At 65.2% G+C, this 17,060-nt stretch carries 20 protein-coding genes; 10 read left to right on the top strand and 10 right to left on the bottom strand.

The genetic code is table 11. From position 1 onward, the window contains the following. Positions 1–90 precede the first annotated feature (90 nt). Complete coding sequence (locus tag ACETMP_RS30525; protein WP_028138136.1) at positions 91–357, bottom strand: DUF2277 domain-containing protein; 267 nt, start codon at positions 355–357, stop codon at positions 91–93. 137 nt (positions 358–494) lie between these two features. Between ACETMP_RS30525 and ACETMP_RS30520 the strand changes: the two genes are divergently transcribed. The 3 genes from ACETMP_RS30520 to ACETMP_RS30510 all read left to right on the top strand — a co-directional run bounded on the left by ACETMP_RS30520 (position 495) and on the right by ACETMP_RS30510 (position 2,755). Beyond that, positions 495–1,571: an alpha/beta fold hydrolase gene (locus ACETMP_RS30520; protein WP_375162032.1), complete on the top strand. Its 1,077-nt coding sequence runs from the start codon at positions 495–497 to the stop codon at positions 1,569–1,571. A gap of 150 nt (positions 1,572–1,721) precedes the next feature. Next, positions 1,722–2,075, top strand: a complete 354-nt coding sequence (locus ACETMP_RS30515) for a hypothetical protein (RefSeq protein WP_028138138.1) — start codon at positions 1,722–1,724, stop codon at positions 2,073–2,075. A 77-nt stretch (positions 2,076–2,152) separates the two neighbouring features. Continuing rightward, complete coding sequence (locus ACETMP_RS30510) at positions 2,153–2,755, top strand: MSMEG_1061 family FMN-dependent PPOX-type flavoprotein (protein ID WP_028138139.1); 603 nt, start codon at positions 2,153–2,155, stop codon at positions 2,753–2,755. A 188-nt stretch (positions 2,756–2,943) separates the two neighbouring features. Here the strand turns inward: ACETMP_RS30510 and bfr are convergent, their stop codons facing one another. From bfr to ACETMP_RS30495, 3 genes are all read right to left on the bottom strand, one after another. Beyond that, a complete protein-coding gene (bfr, locus tag ACETMP_RS30505) occupies positions 2,944–3,432 on the bottom strand; it encodes a bacterioferritin (RefSeq protein WP_024339472.1) in 489 nt (162 codons plus the stop codon). 133 nt (positions 3,433–3,565) lie between these two features. Then, complete coding sequence (locus ACETMP_RS30500; protein ID WP_375159032.1) at positions 3,566–3,838, bottom strand: bacterioferritin-associated ferredoxin; 273 nt, start codon at positions 3,836–3,838, stop codon at positions 3,566–3,568. A 161-nt stretch (positions 3,839–3,999) separates the two neighbouring features. Beyond that, a complete protein-coding gene (locus ACETMP_RS30495) occupies positions 4,000–4,305 on the bottom strand; it encodes a hypothetical protein (protein ID WP_375159031.1) in 306 nt (101 codons plus the stop codon). Between the two features lie 143 nt (positions 4,306–4,448). On the opposite strand from ACETMP_RS30495, the gene ACETMP_RS30490 reads away from it, so the two are divergent. Beyond that, positions 4,449–4,787: a hypothetical protein gene (locus tag ACETMP_RS30490; protein WP_375159030.1), complete on the top strand. Its 339-nt coding sequence runs from the start codon at positions 4,449–4,451 to the stop codon at positions 4,785–4,787. A gap of 238 nt (positions 4,788–5,025) precedes the next feature. Next, positions 5,026–5,304 carry a hypothetical protein gene (locus tag ACETMP_RS30485; RefSeq protein WP_028138143.1) on the top strand — a complete coding sequence of 93 codons (279 nt, stop codon included), beginning with the start codon at positions 5,026–5,028 and terminating at the stop codon, positions 5,302–5,304. A 92-nt stretch (positions 5,305–5,396) separates the two neighbouring features. On the opposite strand, the gene ACETMP_RS30480 is transcribed toward ACETMP_RS30485, so the two are convergent. Together ACETMP_RS30480 and ettA are read right to left on the bottom strand one after the other, a co-directional pair. Further along, complete coding sequence (locus tag ACETMP_RS30480; protein ID WP_375159029.1) at positions 5,397–6,623, bottom strand: lytic murein transglycosylase; 1,227 nt, start codon at positions 6,621–6,623, stop codon at positions 5,397–5,399. A 7-nt stretch (positions 6,624–6,630) separates the two neighbouring features. Beyond that, positions 6,631–8,280, bottom strand: coding sequence for an energy-dependent translational throttle protein EttA (gene ettA / locus ACETMP_RS30475; RefSeq protein WP_375159028.1), 1,650 nt, complete (start codon positions 8,278–8,280; stop codon positions 6,631–6,633). Between the two features lie 235 nt (positions 8,281–8,515). Here ettA and ACETMP_RS30470 point away from each other — a divergent pair, with 235 nt between their 5' ends. Together ACETMP_RS30470 and ACETMP_RS30465 are read left to right on the top strand one after the other, a co-directional pair. After that, a complete protein-coding gene (locus tag ACETMP_RS30470) occupies positions 8,516–8,731 on the top strand; it encodes a hypothetical protein (RefSeq protein WP_028138146.1) in 216 nt (71 codons plus the stop codon). Between the two features lie 129 nt (positions 8,732–8,860). Further along, positions 8,861–9,823 (top strand): D-2-hydroxyacid dehydrogenase family protein, encoded by a 963-nt coding sequence (locus ACETMP_RS30465; RefSeq protein WP_375159027.1) that lies wholly within the window; start codon positions 8,861–8,863, stop codon positions 9,821–9,823. 57 nt (positions 9,824–9,880) lie between these two features. Here the strand turns inward: ACETMP_RS30465 and ACETMP_RS30460 are convergent, their stop codons facing one another. Continuing rightward, positions 9,881–11,083, bottom strand: a complete 1,203-nt coding sequence (locus tag ACETMP_RS30460; RefSeq protein WP_375159026.1) for a L,D-transpeptidase family protein — start codon at positions 11,081–11,083, stop codon at positions 9,881–9,883. Positions 11,084–11,452: 369 nt separating this feature from the next. Between ACETMP_RS30460 and ACETMP_RS30455 the strand changes: the two genes are divergently transcribed. Next, a complete protein-coding gene (locus tag ACETMP_RS30455) occupies positions 11,453–12,268 on the top strand; it encodes a hypothetical protein (RefSeq protein ID WP_375159025.1) in 816 nt (271 codons plus the stop codon). Positions 12,269–12,343: 75 nt separating this feature from the next. On the opposite strand, the gene sseA is transcribed toward ACETMP_RS30455, so the two are convergent. From sseA to ACETMP_RS30440, 3 genes are all read right to left on the bottom strand, one after another. Continuing rightward, positions 12,344–13,195: a 3-mercaptopyruvate sulfurtransferase gene (gene sseA / locus ACETMP_RS30450; RefSeq protein ID WP_375159024.1), complete on the bottom strand. Its 852-nt coding sequence runs from the start codon at positions 13,193–13,195 to the stop codon at positions 12,344–12,346. Positions 13,196–13,323: 128 nt separating this feature from the next. Next, a complete protein-coding gene (locus tag ACETMP_RS30445; RefSeq protein ID WP_028138151.1) occupies positions 13,324–13,737 on the bottom strand; it encodes a rhodanese-like domain-containing protein in 414 nt (137 codons plus the stop codon). A 131-nt stretch (positions 13,738–13,868) separates the two neighbouring features. Further along, positions 13,869–15,044, bottom strand: coding sequence for a VWA domain-containing protein (locus ACETMP_RS30440; protein ID WP_375159023.1), 1,176 nt, complete (start codon positions 15,042–15,044; stop codon positions 13,869–13,871). A 122-nt stretch (positions 15,045–15,166) separates the two neighbouring features. On the opposite strand from ACETMP_RS30440, the gene ACETMP_RS30435 reads away from it, so the two are divergent. Both ACETMP_RS30435 and ACETMP_RS30430 read left to right on the top strand, forming a co-directional pair. After that, positions 15,167–15,412, top strand: coding sequence for a GlsB/YeaQ/YmgE family stress response membrane protein (locus ACETMP_RS30435; protein WP_027519717.1), 246 nt, complete (start codon positions 15,167–15,169; stop codon positions 15,410–15,412). Between the two features lie 106 nt (positions 15,413–15,518). Continuing rightward, positions 15,519–16,361 carry an AAA family ATPase gene (locus ACETMP_RS30430; RefSeq protein WP_375159022.1) on the top strand — a complete coding sequence of 281 codons (843 nt, stop codon included), beginning with the start codon at positions 15,519–15,521 and terminating at the stop codon, positions 16,359–16,361. Positions 16,362–17,060: the final 699 nt, after the last annotated feature.

Genomic DNA, 17,060 nt, shown 5'->3' with positions numbered 1-17,060 from the left:
TCACGGAAGGAGTGGCCGGCGCGGCTAAAGCGCGATGAGACTTGGATGAATCGCCATCGCGCCTGAGGGTGTTGTTTGCATGATCTTGCTCTAGCCGAACCGCAGCCGCGAGCGCTCCCTGGCCCGCTCCGCCTCGACCTCGCGGTCACGCGCCGGCGCATGGGTGTGCAGCGAGCTCAGCAGTCTTCGCGCGGCCTCCGAGACTTCCGCCACCGCACGGTCGAACGCCGCCTCGTTGGCCTGCGACGGCTTGTTGAAGCCCGACAATTTTCGCACGAATTGCAGCGCGCTGGCGTGGATCTCGTCCTCGGTCGCCGGCGGCTCGAAGTTGAACAGCGTCTTGATGTTGCGGCACATGCAGGCCTCTCTCCAAATGTTTCCATGAAGACGATCGGCGGCTCCGAAATCCTACATCCTTCCCCGCATTTCTGCTAAGTTCCATGGCAACGCGGCCGCTGACGACGAGCCGCAACGGGGAGAGAGACATGAGACACTTGAAGGTGCTTTGCGCCGCGCTATCGACCGTCCTGTTGTCCTTTTCGATGTCGGCGACGGCCGCCGACTATCCCGCCCCCAGGCAGGGCGACTGGATCGCCAAGGATTTCAAGTTCCACACCGGCGAGGTCATGCCTGAGCTGAAGCTGCATTACACCACGGTCGGCGAGCCCTCAGGTCAGCCGGTGCTGGTGCTGCACGGCACGGGCGGCTCGGGCACCGGCATGCTCGGACCTTCCTTCGGCGGCGAGCTGTTCGGCCCCGGGCAGCCGCTCGACGCCGCCAAGTACTACATCATCCTTCCCGACAGCATCGGCCACGGCAAATCGTCGAAGCCGTCCGACGGCATGAAGACGAGCTTTCCGAAATACAATTACGACGACATGGTCGAGGCGCAGTACCGCCTGGTGACGGAGGGCCTCGGCGTCAAGCATTTGCGGCTCGTCATCGGCAATTCGATGGGCGGCATGCACACCTGGCTGTGGGGCGTGAAATATCCGAAGGCGATGGACGCGCTGATTCCGATGGCCTCGCAGCCGACCGAGATGGCCTCGCGCAACTGGATGATGCGGCGGATCATGCTCGACACCATCCGCAACGATCCCGACTACAATGGCGGCAACTACACCGGCCAGCCGCGCATGATGAAGTACGCCGTCACGGCCTACGGCATCGCCAGCATCGGCGGCACGCTCGCCTATCAAGCGCAGGCCCCGACCGCGGCCAAGGCCGACAAGATGGTCGACGACCGGCTCGCGACGCCGATCACGGCAGATGCCAACGACTTCGTCTACCAGTGGGAGTCCTCACACGACTACAATGCCGGCGAGAAGCTGGAGGCCATCGAAGCGTCGCTGCTCCTGATCAATTCCGCCGACGACGAGCGCAATCCGCCCGAGACCGGCATCACCGACGCGGCCATGAAGCGGGTCAAGAACGGCAAGTTGTATCTGATCCCTGCCAGCGCCGAGACGCGCGGCCACGGCACCACCGGCAATGCGAAGTTCTACAGGGAGCAGATCAGGCAATGGCTGGAGAGCACGCCTCAGCAAACCATGGAATCGGCGCGCCGCTGATTTTGCAATGCATCATGTGCGACGCGTCGGCGCCGCATATTATTTGAGCATGCAATGCGCTGAGGGCTCGGGCTTAATCGCGCCAACGATGCGAATCGACGCGCGGGACGATTGCGCGCCGATCGCACGACACGCGACGAGGAGGACCGCATGCGCAGCCTCGCATTGTGCGTTTGGCTGGCCGCGATGACGGCGCTGACGAGCGCCGCGTTCGCGCGCGACAACGGTCAATACGACCATGTTCCGCCTGACATCCGCGCCTGGTTCAAGAGCGTCATCGCGCCGAACGGCGTGCCCTGCTGCGACATCTCCGACGGCCATCGTACCGAGTACGACGTGCGCGGCGGCGTCTATTGGGTGCCGATCGAAGGACAATGGATGGAGGTGCCCGGGCGCGCGGTGATCCGCGATCAGGGCAATCCGGTCGGCCAGGCCGTGGTGTGGTACGTCCACCACCGCGGCGCCATCATCATCAGCTGCTTCGTGCCGGCGGACGCGGTATAACGCGCCTTGATCGATTCCATTGGCTGGCAACGGGCCGATCGGGTAGGTTGCCGCCAATCCGATGCGGAGGCACGCCTTTGACCGATCTTTGCGCCGAAGACCTCGCCACCATCTATGCCAAGCCGAGCCCGCGCGTGATCGCGAAAGCGCGTCCCGCGATCGACGCGCATGCGAAGAAGTTCATCGAGATGTCGCCGTTCTGCGTGCTCGCGACATCGGGAGCCGACGGCAGCGTCGATGCCTCGCCGCGCGGGGGCGGCATCGGCTTCGTCCACGTCGCCGGTCCCAACCAGCTGTTGATGCCCGACCGCTCCGGCAACAACCGGATCGACAGCTTCCGCAACGTCGTCGAGGGCTCGGGCTTCGTGCAGCTGTTGTTCTTCGTTCCCGGCATCGACGAGACGCTGCGCGTCGGCGGGCGCGGCACGCTCTCGGCCGATCCGGACCTGCTCGCGTCCATGATCGAGTTCGGCAAGCCGCCGCGGGCGGTGCTGAACGTCGCCGTGAGCGAAGTCTATTTCCACTGCGGCAAGGCGCTGATGCGCTCGAAGCTATGGTCGTCGGACAAGGTGCAGCGCTCGGTGATGCCGAGCATCGTCACGGTCATTCACGACCAGACCGGCCTCGGCGAACCGGCCAGCCAGGAGACCGTGGAAGAGCTCTACAAGACGCAGTTGTGAGGGCCGCTACAATGGTGTCCCGGACCAGCGCAGCGCAGATGCGGGACCCATAACCACAGGGAGTGGTTTGACGAAGACTCGAAGTGACCGCTCGTCCCACACTCCTCCCTGTGGTTATGGATCCCAGCGCCCGTGCGCAATTGCGCACTAGGCGGGGATGACAGGGAGTATGCGGTGACAGCCGGAGCTCAGTGTCCCTCGCCCTCGAGCCCGCCGACGTGCTTCTGGGTGTAGAGTTCGAGGCCGATGCGGCCGATCAGGTCGAGCTGGGTTTCGAGGAAGTCGATGTGGTGCTCCTCGTCGCTCATCAGCTTCTCGAACAGGTCGCGCGTGACGTAGTCCTTGGCGCCGTGGCAGTAGGTCGCCGCTTCCTGGTAGAGGGCCCGCGCGCTCATTTCGGCGGCGAGGTCGCACTCGATGATCTCCTTGACGTTCTGGCCGATGCGCAGCGGATCGAGCACCTGCATGTTCGGGAAACCGTCGAGGAACAGGATGCGCGCGGTGAGCTTGTCGGCATGCTCCATCTCCTCGATCGATTCCTTGCGCCAGACCTTGGCCATGTCGAGGAGGCCCCAATTGTCGAGGAAGCGATAGTGCAGCCAGTACTGGTTGATCGCAGTCAGTTCGTGACGCAGCGCCTTGTTGAGATAGTCGATGACTTTTGCGTCGCCCTGCATGGTTCACTCCAGCTCTTGCATTCCAAATCGGCCCTAACCGAATTTAGAATGGTTCTAAGTCAATTTGCGGATGAGGGCAACTGGCTACCGAGACGCAACCGGGGAAAAGCTCTGCCGATCCGGCGGGAAGACGTCAGCAGGCCGCGAGGGCGAACTGGGCGGGCGCGGCCGTCTCGTCATTGGCGGCCATCGTGTGGCTGTGCGGGCAGCCGGCACAGCAGGACTGGGCGCAGGGGCCAAGGGCTTCGTCGATGATGGTCTTGATCGTCCGCGCACAACGGCCGCATTCGGCGCTACAGCCGAGGCATCCATAGACCTGCTTGGCATGGCGCACGGCGTCGTCGGACTCGGCGACGGCGGCGCGGATGTCGTCATCGCTCAGCACGTTACAGGAACAAACGATCATGGAAGCGGCAGGCCCTTCGGTGATGCGTCATCATCGATATTTAACGGGCCGCCCGGATGCAAAGGGAAAAACCGGTATTTTAAGCTATTCCAAACTGGCCCACGGACAGCCTAGAAGGACTTCAAAACCCGGCGTTGCGGTGGATCAAGATTAGAGCGGATCTAGTCGCCGCCGCCGCCCCCACCACCGTCGCCGCCACCTCCACAATCCCCGCCGCCGCCGCCGTTGTCGCTGCTGGAACAACTGCCGCTATCGGTCGAGCTCCCCGTGCTGTCGCCGGAAAACCAGCTGCCCAGCGAGAAGCCGTCATTTGTCCTGCTGTAGGAGGTCTCGCTGCTGCTCCCGCCGTCGCCACCGGCTCCGGCACGCGCGCGTCGGCGGCGATTCTGGAGGTGGATCAGCCAGCCGTAGCCGATCGCAGAGGCAGCCGCCGCTGCGATCAGTGCATTCATCATCGCGTTGCCCATCGTCGCTTCCTGGCAGACCCGGTTCACACGACTTGGTCGCGCCCGGCAAAGGGGCCGTTCATTGATCATTCAAGCGAAGTATGGAACTCTGCCCCAAAGGGTTCCACCGCGGTTCCAGCGTGTTTGTACGAAAGGTCAAGCCAATGAAGAAATTGCTCCTGGCGGTCGCAGCCGTCGCGACCCTGGCCGTGGCGGCCGGAACTCCGGCGCACGCCCAGCGCGGTGTCGCCGCGGGCGTGGCCGCGGGCATCATCGGCGGCGCCATTGTCGGCGGCGCGCTGGCCTCTCCGTATTATTACGGACCCGGTCCGGGCTACTACGAACCCGGCTATTACCCGCCTCGCTATTATGCGCCGGGTCCCGGCTATGTCGCCGACGGCTATTATGGCCGCAGATATTATGGCGGCGGCTGCGTCTGGCAGAAGCAGCGTTTCTGGGACGGCCATTCCTGGCGCATCCGCCGCGTCAGGGTCTGTGGCTGAGCCGCCTCCAACCGGCTCACTGCGACGGCTTCAGCTGCACCGGTTCACTACGGATACGCTGTTCATCTCGGGGCCTGAAAAACACCGCTTTTTCTCGTCACAGCTCCGTGTGCGTTTACCGTGGATTGACCATTTGCGCGCTTCCTAGCCGGACGGCCAATTCCATCAGAGTGTGCGTGAACCTTTGAAACCCGGGCGCCTCTAACCAGAGGACCCATCTCCCAGGAGAGCCCTGAGCATGAAGAAGACTCTAGTTGCCGCCCTCACGGTCGCGACGGTCGCCGGTTCGCTGGTCACCGCCACGCCGTCCGCGAAAGCCGGTGACGTCGGCGCCGGCATCGCGGCCGGCCTGATCGGTGGCGCCATCGTCGGCGGCGCGATCGCCTCGAGCCGTCCCGCCTATGGCGGTCCCGTCTATATCGCCGAGCCCCCGCCGCCCGCGCCCTGCTACTGGCGTCGTGAGCGCTATTGGGATGGCTACGGCTGGGTCAGCCGTCCGGTTCGCGTCTGCTACTGATCTGATCGCCTGATCTGATCGCTTGGCGCATGCGCGCCGCGATCGGGAAGCCCGGCCGAGAGCATCGGCCGGGCTTTTTCTTTGCCGCTTCGCTAGCGCGCCGCCTGGATCGAGCGGAGGACCTCTTCGCTCGGCCAGCAATCGACCTTGAGGCCCGCCGACTTCTGATAGGCGCCCAGCGCTGCACGCGTCTGCATGCCGGCCTTGCCGTCGATCTTGTCCTTGTAGAGTCCGATCCGCGTCAGCCCGCGCTGCATGGTCTCGACGTCCTTGGTGCGCAACTGCTTCGAGGCCGACCAGGGCGTTGCGAACGGCAGCGGGCTGGTCATGCGGTCGCTGAGATGGCCGACGAACAGCACATAGAGGTCGGAGAAATTGTATTCCTTGATGACGAAGTAGTTCTTGGTGGTCAGGAATGACGGGCCGTAGATGCCCTCGGGCTGCAGCAGCGAGGCCGGCTGGGCCTGCTCCGGTGCGCTCAGGCGCTGGCCACGCACCGGCACGAAGCCTTCGCGCAGCCACTGGCCGATCGGCTTCGTCACCTCGGGCACGCCAGCGGTGCAATCGACCTTCGCGGGCGCCTGCACTTCGTAGGCCCAGCGCACGCCACTCTGCCAGCCCTTGTTGGCGAGCTGCTGCGCGGCCGAGGCCAGCGCATCCGGCACCGAGTGCCAGATGTCGATGCGGCCGTCGCCGTCGAAATCGACGCCGTGCTTGTAATACTCCGATGGCAGGAACTGCGTGAGCCCGGTGGCGCCCGCCCAGGACGAGCGCATGTCCTTGCGCGTCACCACGCCCTCGCCGAGGATCTTCAGCGCAAGGATGAACTCGGTGCGGTATTGATCCTTGCGCCGCCCCACATAGGCCTGGGTCGCCAGCACGCGGACCAGATCGTAAGGCAGCGTGTAGCGGCCATAATCGGTCTCGCGGCCCCAGATCGCCAGCATCACGGTGGCCGGCACCCCGGACTTCTTTTCGATCTCGCTCAGCACGGCGCGATGTTTCTGCAGCAGCCGCTGCCCCTCGCCGGCCAGCCGCGCGATCGAGGATTCCCTGACGTAATCCGCCGGCACCTGCACGAACTCGGCTTGCGACGGCGCGCCCGTGGCGGGGCGCCCGGGCAGGATCAGGTCGGGCAGCTTGTAGTCCGGCTCGAGCCCGCGCGTCTGCTCGTCGAATGTCTTGCGCGAGACGCCTTCGGCCTGCGCCTCCGGCCAGAGCGAAGCGATGAACTGGGTAAAGGCGGCATCAGCGGCGCGGGCGGACGACCAGCCGCAGGTGACCGCGATCACCGCAGCGATGAGCGCCCGCCGCATCATGCCGCCGTCACCGCGTCAGCTTCTTGTACTTCATGCGGTGCGGGATGATGCTATCCTGGCCGAGCCGGCGCATCTTGTCCTTCTCGTAGTCCTGGAAGTTGCCCTCGAACCATTCGACGTGGCTGTCGCCTTCGAAGGCCAGGATGTGGGTCGCGATGCGGTCGAGGAACCAGCGATCGTGGCTGATGATGACGGCGCAGCCGGCAAAATCCTCCAGCGCCTCTTCGAGCGCGCGCAGCGTGTCGACGTCGAGGTCGTTGGTGGGCTCGTCGAGCAGCAGCACGTTGGCGCCGGACTTCAGCATCTTGGCCAGATGCACGCGGTTGCGTTCACCGCCGGAGAGCGCACCGACCTTCTTCTGCTGGTCCGCGCCCTTGAAGTTGAACGACGAGCAATAACCGCGCGAATTCACCTCCTTCTTGCCGAGCAGGATCAGCTCGTTGCCGCCGGAAATTTCCTCCCACACGGTCTTCTTGCCGTCGAGCGCATCGCGCGACTGGTCGACATAGCCGAGATGCACGGTCTCGCCGATCGTGATGGTCCCAGCGTCCGGCTTCTCCTGGCCGGTGATCATCCTGAACAGCGTGGTCTTGCCGGCGCCGTTGGGGCCGATCACGCCGACGATGCCGCCGGGCGGCAGCTTGAAGGTTAGATTGTCGATCAGGAGACGATCGCCGAACCCTTTGCTGAGCCCATCGAAATCGACCACGTTGGCGCCGAGCCGCTCGGCAACGGGAATGATGATCTGCGCGGTCTGGGCCTGCTTTTCGCTCGCCTTCTTGAGCAGTTCCTCATAGCGCTGGTAGCGCGCCTTGGACTTGGCCTGGCGCGCTTTCGGCGAGGACGCGACCCATTCCTGCTCGCGGGCCAGCGTCTTCTGGTGCGCGGCGTCCTCGCGTCCCTCCTGCTCCAGACGCTTCTGCTTCTGCACCAGCCAGGACGAGTAATTGCCCTCATAGGGAATGCCGCGGCCGCGGTCGAGCTCGAGGATCCACCCCGTGACATTGTCGAGGAAGTAGCGGTCGTGGGTGACGATCAGGATCGCGCCGGGATAGTTGCGCAAATGGCCTTCCAGCCACGACACCGACTCGGCGTCGAGATGGTTGGTCGGTTCGTCCAGCAGCAGGAGTTCGGGCTGGTCGAGCAGCAGCTTGCAGAGCGCGACGCGGCGGCGCTCGCCGCCGGAGAGCTTGGTGACGTCGGCATCGTCGGGCGGGCAGCGCAGCGCGTCCATGGCCTGGTCGACCTTGCTGTCGAGATCCCAGAGGCCCTGGGCCTCGATCTCGTCCTGCAGCTTGGTCATCTCGTCGGCGGTCTCTTCCGAGTAGTTGACCGCAAGCTCGTTGTAGCGGTCGAGGATCGCCTTCTTCTTGGCGACGCCCTGCATGACGTTCTCGCGCACCGAGAGCGCGGGGTCGAGCTGCGGCTCCTGCTCGAGATAGCCGACGCGGGCGCCCTCGGCGACCCAGGCCTCGCCGGTGTATTCCTTGTCGAGGCCGGCCATGATCCTGAGCAGGGTCGACTTGCCCGAGCCGTTGACGCCGAGCACGCCGATCTTGGCGTCCGGGTAGAACGACAGATGGATGTTATCGAGCACCTTGCGGGTCGGGTAGCTCTTGGTCAGGCCCTGCATGAAGTAGATGAACTGGCGCGCCATCGGTCCCGAAAACCTTCGATTTGAGGAAATTTGCTTTGCCAGCGATGTAGCGAGCCCGTCCCAAAAGGGCAACGTTTTCCGTCCGTTCACCACGGGTGATTACGGACCGGACACCATCCGGCCACCGATCCGGACAATTGAAACCATCTTTTAATAAATCAGGCCGAAAGCTCGGTTTCGCGCGCGGAAACAGCGCCACCGCTCAGAACGAACGGGAGCACAGCGAGGCCGCATCATGGCTCTGATCGAGACCCATTCTCTTCCTGTTCCGGCAGAAGCCGGCCACGTCTCCGACTTCGCCTCGGAGATCAGGGGATTCTGGAAGCGCTTCTTCGCCACCGCCTTCAATCCCTACCGGCCCGAGCTGCACTACATGCGCGGCCCCGGACCCGCCTGGCGCGCCAAGCACGGCATGGATGCGCCGTTCCGCCTGAAGCCCCGCGACCTCTAAAGCCCGCCCTGCTGTCGGATTCTTGAAGACGCAGACGGCTTGCGCGCTGCTGCGATTGCGCGCAACCATGGCCCGGTCCGACGATGGCGCACGTCCAGCGCCCTCACCCCTCGCCATGGATGAACGCTGATGAGCCGGCTGCGCTGTGCAATTCTCGACGATTATTTCAACCTCGCGCTCGACGTCGCCGACTGGCAGAGACTGTCCGACCGCATCGACGTCACCGTGTTCAGTCACCCCTTCGCTTCGGAGCAGGCCGCGGCCAGCGCGCTGGCCGACTTCGAGATCATCTGCGCGATGCGCGAGCGCACCGCTTTCCCCAAGAGCCTGTTCGAGAGCTTGCCGAAGCTGAAGCTGCTCTTGACCTCCGGCATGCGCAACGCCGCGATCGACATGGAAGCTGCGAAGGCGCGCGGCATCGCCGTCGGCGGCACGCAATATTCCCGCGATCCCACCGCGCCGCTGGCCATGGGCCTGATCCTGGAGTTGACCCGCGGCATTGGCCGCGAGAATGCGCGCATGCATGCCGGCGAGCCCTGGCAGACCTTTGCCGGCGTCGAGATCGAGGGTATGACGCTCGGAATCGTCGGGCTCGGCAAGCTCGGCAGCAAGATGGCCGGGATCGCCAAGGCGTTCGGGATGAACGTGATCGCCTGGAGCCCGAACCTGACGCCGGAGAAATGCGCGGGCGCCGGCGTCGGCTACGCCACCAAGGAGGAGCTGTTCGCCAGGGCCGACATCGTCACCATCCATGTCGTGCTGAGCGAGCGCTCGCGCGGTCTCGTCAGCCGCGACGACCTGGCCCGGATGAAGCCGACGGCATTCCTCGTCAACACCGCGCGCGGGCCGATCGTGGACGAGCAGGCGCTGCTCGAGGCGTTGCAGCAGCGCAGGATCGCAGGCGCCGGCCTGGACGTGTTCTCGGTCGAGCCGCTGCCGGTCGAGCATCCCTTCCGCAAGCTCGACAATCTCGTGCTGACGCCGCATCTCGGCTACGCCACCAAGGATGGTCTTGGCATCCATTACGGCCAGATGGTCGAGGCGATCGACGTCTTCACCAAAGGCAGCGAGCTGCCGCGCAAGCTGGCCTGAAACGATGAAGGGCGTGCCGATGGCACGCCCTTCGCTCTATCAGATTTCGTGGAGCGCTTAGCGCACGGTCACCGGCGCGGGCAGCGGCGGCACCACCGTCGGCTGCGTCCCGGGGACGGGCCCAGCCTGGGCGGACATCGGAGCCGGACCGGCAGCAGCACCGGATGCCGGCGCGGCGGACGCGGTCGCCGTTCCCGGCGGTGGGCCGCCCGGCATCACGACCACGCGGGTGCCGACCTTGACGCGATCGAACAGGTCGGAGACGTCCTCGTTCAGCATGCCGATACAGCCCGACGAGACGAACTTGCCGATGGTCGAGGGCTGGTTGGTGCCGTGGATGCGGTACACCGTCGAGCCGAGATACATCGCGCGGGCGCCGAGCGGATTGCCGGGGCCGCCGGCCATGAAGCGCGGCAGGTAGGGCTGGCGCTCGATCATCTCGGTCGGCGGATGCCAATCCGGCCACTCGGCCTTGCGGGTGATCTTCTGCACGCCGGTCCAGGTGAAGCCGTCGCGGCCGACGCGCACGCCGTAGCGGATCGCCCGGCCATTGCCGAGCACGTAGTAGAGATAGGTGTTCGGCGTATCGACCACGAGCGTGCCGGCCGGCTCCTTGGTCTGGAACGAAACCTCCTGGCGGCGCAGGTTCGGCGGCAGTTGCACCGGCGCAGCATCGGGCTGTTCCTCGGGCGGCAGCGCGGCCAACGTGATCGGCCTGCCATCGGCGCCGACGGGCGGCTGGCCGGCCTGGACCGTTCCGGTCGCGGCGGGACCGCCGACGGCCTCCGGCGGACGCAGGCCGTCATTGGCAGGCGCCTGCTGGGGAGGACGATCGGCATAAATCACCGCCGGCGGACCGGCGGGGCGGCCATAGCGCGGATCGTCGGGCGACATCACCGGGCCCTGCGGCGGCGCGGCCGAATAGACCGATGGAGCGCCTGCCGGACGGCCATAACGCGGATCGTCCGGCGACATCACCGGCCCCTGAGGCGGGGCTGCCGAGTAGACCGGGGGCGTGCCGAGCGGGCGGCCATAGCGCGGATCGTCAGCCGGGCCAGGCGGCGGCAATGATGCGTGCGGCAGCCCGTCGTCGTCATCGTCCAGCGCATCGAAATTCGGCGTGCGATCACCGGGGCGATACTCCGACGGTGCGCCGTAGGCCGGCACCTGCTGGACCGGATAGCTCTGAGCCTGAGCGAGCGAGGTTCCGGCCGCAGCGACCGTTGCGGCAGCGCATATCGTCAGAAAATGTTTGATCATCATCGCTCTTGTATAGTCCCCAAGCCCGATCGGACCGTTAACGGCCAGATGACGGAAGATAGCGGCACATTCAAGACATATCAGGCTCATTTGAGCCGGATTTGCCGTTTTGTGATCCGCAAGACTACCGTTGCGCCGTTGCATCACGGGGCGGAAATCGCATTGCGCCGCGGATTGCCCGACAGGTCGGCTCCGAATTTAACGGAACGGGTCGGAATCGTTGCGGTATGTTCGAATCAGCCTGATTCGCCGCCGATTTGAGCTCCGATCCCCGCGCGGCGAACGCGGCAAACAGTACCGTCACCGCGTTCAGATGGCTCATGGGCCCTGGCACCCCACGCCGCCGGGGCGGAAATTCGCAATCCTTCGATGCTTCCCGGCTTTCGCTTCCTGTTTGCCGCGATCCTGCTGTCAACCTCCATCCTGGTGTTCGGCCTGGGCGCGGCCGCGCTGCTGCGCGCAAGCCACGAGCAGTATGTCAGCAACCCCTCCTGGCGGAACGGCCCGCAGGAGCAGATGTTCGCGCGGGCTTCCGAGCCGGCCCCGCCGGTGCTCGCAATCCTCCGCGCCGAGCCGGAGGTCGCGGCCGACCCCGAGCCGTCGTTGCGCGACCGGGTGCCAACCATTGGACTGCCGGCAACCGAGCCCGAGCCGGAGCAGGTCGCCGCGCTGACCGAGGCTGACGTCCCGGCCCAGGTCGCTGCGCCCGCCACGGACGCTGCGGCCATCGAGCCGGCCGCGTCCGAGACGACGACGGAAGCCGCTGCGCCGGCTCCCGCCGACACGCTCACCCCAGCCGACGCCACCGCGTCGATTCCGGACGCCAAGCTGGACGCCAAGCCTGACGGTCAGCCTGCCGCCGCCGCAACCGCCAGCGAGCCGGCACCGGTCGATCCCCATGCCGCCCCCGCCTCCTCGGCGCCCGAGGTCGCTTCGGGGAAGCTGGCCGCGCTGAACGATCCGGCGACGACGGCCGTGAAGGATGCGCCGGCGAAGGCCAAGGTCGAGAGCAAGGTCGAGAGCAAGCCCGACGACAAGGCGACCAAGCGCAAGGCGAAGATGAAGGCGAAGAAGCGGCAGCGCGTGGTGCGGCGGCCGCCGCCTCAGCAATTGCAGCAGCAGCTCGATCCGTTCGGCCAGCAGCAGCAGCCGGCCTTCGCGACGACGACCGCGCGCACGCGCTGACGCGCCCTCCTTCGACCAAGCGATCGTTTCGAAGCGATCGTCAAGCCCGGCCATGACGATGTGGAAATGGCAAGGCTAGGCCGGACCGGTCGCGATGGCCGGGCCGCCCTCCTGGCCCCATTCCGACCAGGAGCCGTCATAGAGCGCGGTGTCGGTGATCCCGAGGCGGTAGAGCGCGAGCGTCAGCACGCCGGCGGAGACGCCGGAGCCGCAGCTGGTGACGATCGGCGCATCGAGCCTGACGCCGGCCTTGGTGAAGGCAGCGCGCAGATCCTCGAGCGGCTTCATCGTGCCGGTCGCGGCGTCGAACAGCAGATTATACGGCACGTTGCGGGCGCCGGGGATGTGGCCGGAGCGGATGCCCGGACGCGGCTCGGGCGCGCGGCCCTCGAAACGGTCGGCGGCGCGGGCGTCGATCACCTGCTCGGCGCGGCTTTCGACATTGGCGATCAGCTGCTGCATGCTGCGCACGCGCTTCGGGTCAAAGCTCGCCTTGAACGTTGCCGGCTTCGGCTTCACCTCGCCGCTCTCCACGGGGCGGCCCTCGGCCCGCCATTTCTTCAGGCCGCCGTTGAGAATGCGCACGTTGTCGTGGCCGAACGCCAGGAACATCCACCACGCCCGCGGCGCGGCGACCCAGCCGCCGGCATCGTAGAGCACGACGGTGTCGGCGTTCGAGATGCCGAGATTGCCGACGTCGCGGCCGAACTGCTCGGCGCTCGGATACATGTGCGGCAGCGGGTTGGAATGGTCCGACACCGCATCGACGTCGAAGAACGCAGCGCCCGGCAGATGCGCTGCCAGATAATCGTCCTTCGGCAGCGGCAGCACGCCCGGCAGTTTGAAGCTGGCATCGAGGATCTTGACGTTGGCATCGCCGATATGAGCGGCGAGCCATTCGGTGGAGACGAGGGGGTCGATGGTCATCGGTGCTTCCTTGTGGTCATTCCGGGGCGCCCGCAGGGCGAACCCGGAATCCATCGTGCGGCTGAGTCAGTGGATGAATGGATTCCGGGTTCACGCTTCGCGTGCCCCGGAATGACGAAGGGAGAGACCTAGCCCTTCTTCTTCGGCTCCCACTTCTCGACCGGACCGCCGGCATCGCGCCAGGCGGCGTAGCCGCCGGCGATGTGGGCGACGGGCTTCAGGCCCATGTCCTGCGCGGTCTTGGCGGCGAGCGCGGAGCGCAGGCCGCCGGCGCAGTGGAACACGAATTTCTTGTCCTCCTGGAAGATCGGCTTGGCGTAGGGGCTCTGCGGATCGATCCAGAATTCGAGCATGCCGCGGGTGCAGGCGAAGGCGCCGGGGATACGGCCGTCGCGCTCGATCTCGCGGGGGTCGCGGATGTCGACGATGACGACGTCGCCGTTCTTGGAGATCTCGATGGCGTCCTTGGCGGTGAGCGTCTCGATCTCGGCATTGGCCTCGTCGATCAGCGCCTTGATGCCGCGGGTGATGTTTTGGGGCATGGGTCTTCCCTTCTTTTCTCCGTCGTTCCGGGGCGATGCGCAGCATCGAACCCGGAACCTCGATCGTCACACTCCATCTCGAGATTCCGGATCGGCCGCTTTGCGGCCGTCCGGAATGACGGTGGATGGAGCTAGTGCGTCAATTCCTTCATCGCAGCTTCCAGCCCCTCGATCGTGATCGGATACATTCGGCCCGCGAAGATGCGCTTGATGATGGTGGTGGATTCCGAATAATCCCAGTGCTTCTGCTGCACCGGGTTCAGCCACACCGCATGCGGATAGGTGCGGATGATGCGGTTGAGCCAGACCGAACCCGGCTCCTCGTTGACGTGCTCGACCGAGCCGCCGGGCACCATGATCTCGTAAGGGCTCATCGAGGCGTCGCCGACGAACACGATCTTGTAGTCGTGCGGGTATTTGTGCAGCACGTCCCAGGTCGGCGTGCGGTCGGTGAAGCGGCGCTTGTTCTGCTTCCACACGCCTTCATACAGGCAGTTGTGGAAGTAGAAATATTCCATGTGCTTGAACTCGCTCTTCGCCGCCGAGAACAGCTCCTCGACCTGCTCGATATGCATGTCCATGGAGCCGCCGATGTCGAAGAACACCAGGAGCTTGACTGCATTGCGCCGCTCGGGGCGCATGTGCACGTCGAGATAGCCATGATTGGCGGTCTCGCGGATGGTGGTGTCGAGATCGAGCTCGTCGGGCGCGCCGGTGCGCGCGAACTTGCGCAGTCGGCGCAGCGCCACCTTGATGTTGCGGATGCCGAGCTCGACATTGCCGTCGAGGTCCTTGAACTCGCGCTTGTCCCACACCTTCACGGCGCGGTTGTTGCGGTTCTTCTCCTGGCCGATGCGCACGCCCTCGGGATTGTAGCCGTGCGCGCCGAACGGCGAGGTGCCTGCCGTGCCGATCCACTTCGAGCCGCCCTGGTGGCGGCCCTTCTGCTCCTCCAGCCGCTTCTTCAAGGTCTCCATGAGCTTGTCCCAGCCCATGGCCTCGATCTGCTTCTTCTCTTCTTCCGTCAGGTATTTCTCGGCGAGCTTCTTCAGCCATTCCTCGGGGATCTCGGCCTTCTCCATGGCGTCGAGGAGGTTTTCCAGCCCCTTGAACACCGTGCCGAAGACGCGGTCGAACTTGTCGAGATTGCGCTCGTCCTTCACCAGCGAGGCGCGCGACAGGTAATAGAAGTTCTCGACCGAGTAGTCCGCAAGGTCGGCGTCGAGCGCCTCCACCAGCGTGAGGTATTCGCGCAGTGTCACAGGGACCTGCGCGTCGCGCAGAGAGGTGAAGAATTGCAGGAACATGGGTGACAGATTGCCCGTCGGGGGGCGAACGTCAAGGGGCGGAGGCTGCCGCTGAGCGCTGGACCCGGATGCTTTTTGCTCTAGAATTGGCGCCTCACGGGGTTGTCTTGGGGACGTATGCAATGGGAATTCTCGCAGCGCTCATCATCGGCGCGATCGCAGGCTGGCTTGCGGGCAAGATTGTCCACGGGGCGGGATTTGGGCTGATCGGCAACATCGTCGTCGGCATCATCGGCGCGCTGGTTGCGAGCTGGGTGCTGCCCCAGCTGCACATCCAGCTCGCCACCGGCACGGTCGGCGCGATCGTGGACGCCACCATCGGCGCGGTGATTGTGCTCGTCATCCTTTCGCTGATAAAACGGGTCTGAAAGCCTGACCGAACCAGGAACGGCCGCCATGTGCGGCCGTTCGCTTGTCGTGACCAAGGCAGCGAAATTGGCACTGCCTCACGACGACGACCAACAAGGACGCGCGATGAAATTTACCGGCACCAAGGACTATGTTGCGACGGACGATCTCAAGGTCGCCGTCAACGCCTCGATCGTGCTGGAGCGCCCGCTCCTCATCAAGGGCGAGCCCGGCACCGGCAAGACGGTGCTGGCGGAGGAAGTGGCGAAGGCGCTGAACGCGCCGCTTCTGACCTGGCACATCAAGTCCACCACCAAGGCGCAGCAGGGTCTCTACGAATACGACGCGGTGTCGCGTCTGCGCGACAGCCAGCTGGGCGATGCCCGCGTGTCCGACATCAGGAACTACATCAAGCGCGGCAAGCTGTGGGAGGCGTTCAGCGCCGAGCAGCGCCCGGTGCTCCTGATCGACGAGATCGACAAGGCCGACATCGAATTCCCCAACGACCTCTTGCTCGAGCTCGACCGCATGGAATTCCATGTCTACGAGACCGGCGAGACGATCAAGGCCAAGCAGCGCCCGATCATGATGATCACCTCCAACAACGAGAAGGAGCTGCCCGACGCGTTCCTGCGCCGCTGCTTCTTCCACTACATCAAGTTCCCCGACGCCGACACGATGGCCCGCATCGTCGACGTGCACTTCCCCGGCATCAAGAAGCGCCTGGTCGAGGAAGCCCTGCGCATCTTCTTCGAGGTGCGCGAGGTGCCCGGCCTGAAGAAGAAGCCGTCGACCTCGGAGCTGCTGGACTGGCTCAAGCTGCTGCTCAACGAGGACATGAGCGTCGAGCAACTGCGCGAGCGCGATCCGCGCAAGCTGATCCCGCCGCTGCACGGTGCGCTGCTCAAGAACGAGCAGGACGTGCATTTGTTCGAGCGGCTGGCGTTCTTGAGCCGACGGGAAGTGTGAGGCGAGCCTTGTCCCGGACGCCCTGCCGCGTGCAACGCTGCTGCGCAGAGCCGGGACGCACGCCGCAAGGCTTGCTCTGAGATGTTGCTCGAAGACATGGGCCCCGGCTCTGCAGCGCACCGCAAGGGCGCTGCGCTGCGTCCGGGGCACGCGAGCGGAGTTCGGCGCGAGCCTGCCTCCAAACCGTCATTGGGAGCATCGGCGTCAGTCGACGTGCACTCGTAGGATGGGTAGAGCGGAGCAAAACCCATCGCACATCCACCTCGCGGAAACATGATGGGTTTCGCTCCGCTCTACCCATCCTACGACGACATTGGCTCGCAGACACACCTTCGCAGCCTCGCGGCGCATCTCGCCCGAGCTTTGCTTCAGTCCTCGCCCCAAAATGAAGAGGGCGCAGGGAAGGCCGGGCGCCGACGGGCACCCGCGGTCTGCCGCGCGAAAAGCACACGCGAAAAAGACCGCACAGCAGCATACAGGTGTCGCCGAACGCTCGGCCTTCCCTGCGCGATGGTCGGACGGCTTATGCCGTGCTCTCCCGGGAGCCGAACTTTCCTTCTGGCCTCCCTCGCCCCGCGAATTGGATGATGCCGTCTGCCCGGTTGGGCTCGCGCGCATCTTCGCAAGAGGCTTGACCGTAGCAACGACGGGGCCAGGACCACACGGTTTTGCCGTACGCAGCTCATCCGGCTTCGCCAA

Origin of the sequence: Bradyrhizobium dasycarpum (genome assembly GCF_042019905.1) — a bacterium.
GTDB lineage: Bacteria > Pseudomonadota > Alphaproteobacteria > Rhizobiales > Xanthobacteraceae > Bradyrhizobium > Bradyrhizobium japonicum_B.
Note: the sequence above shows the minus strand (reverse complement) of the source record. Positions and strands in the feature narration are given on the sequence as shown.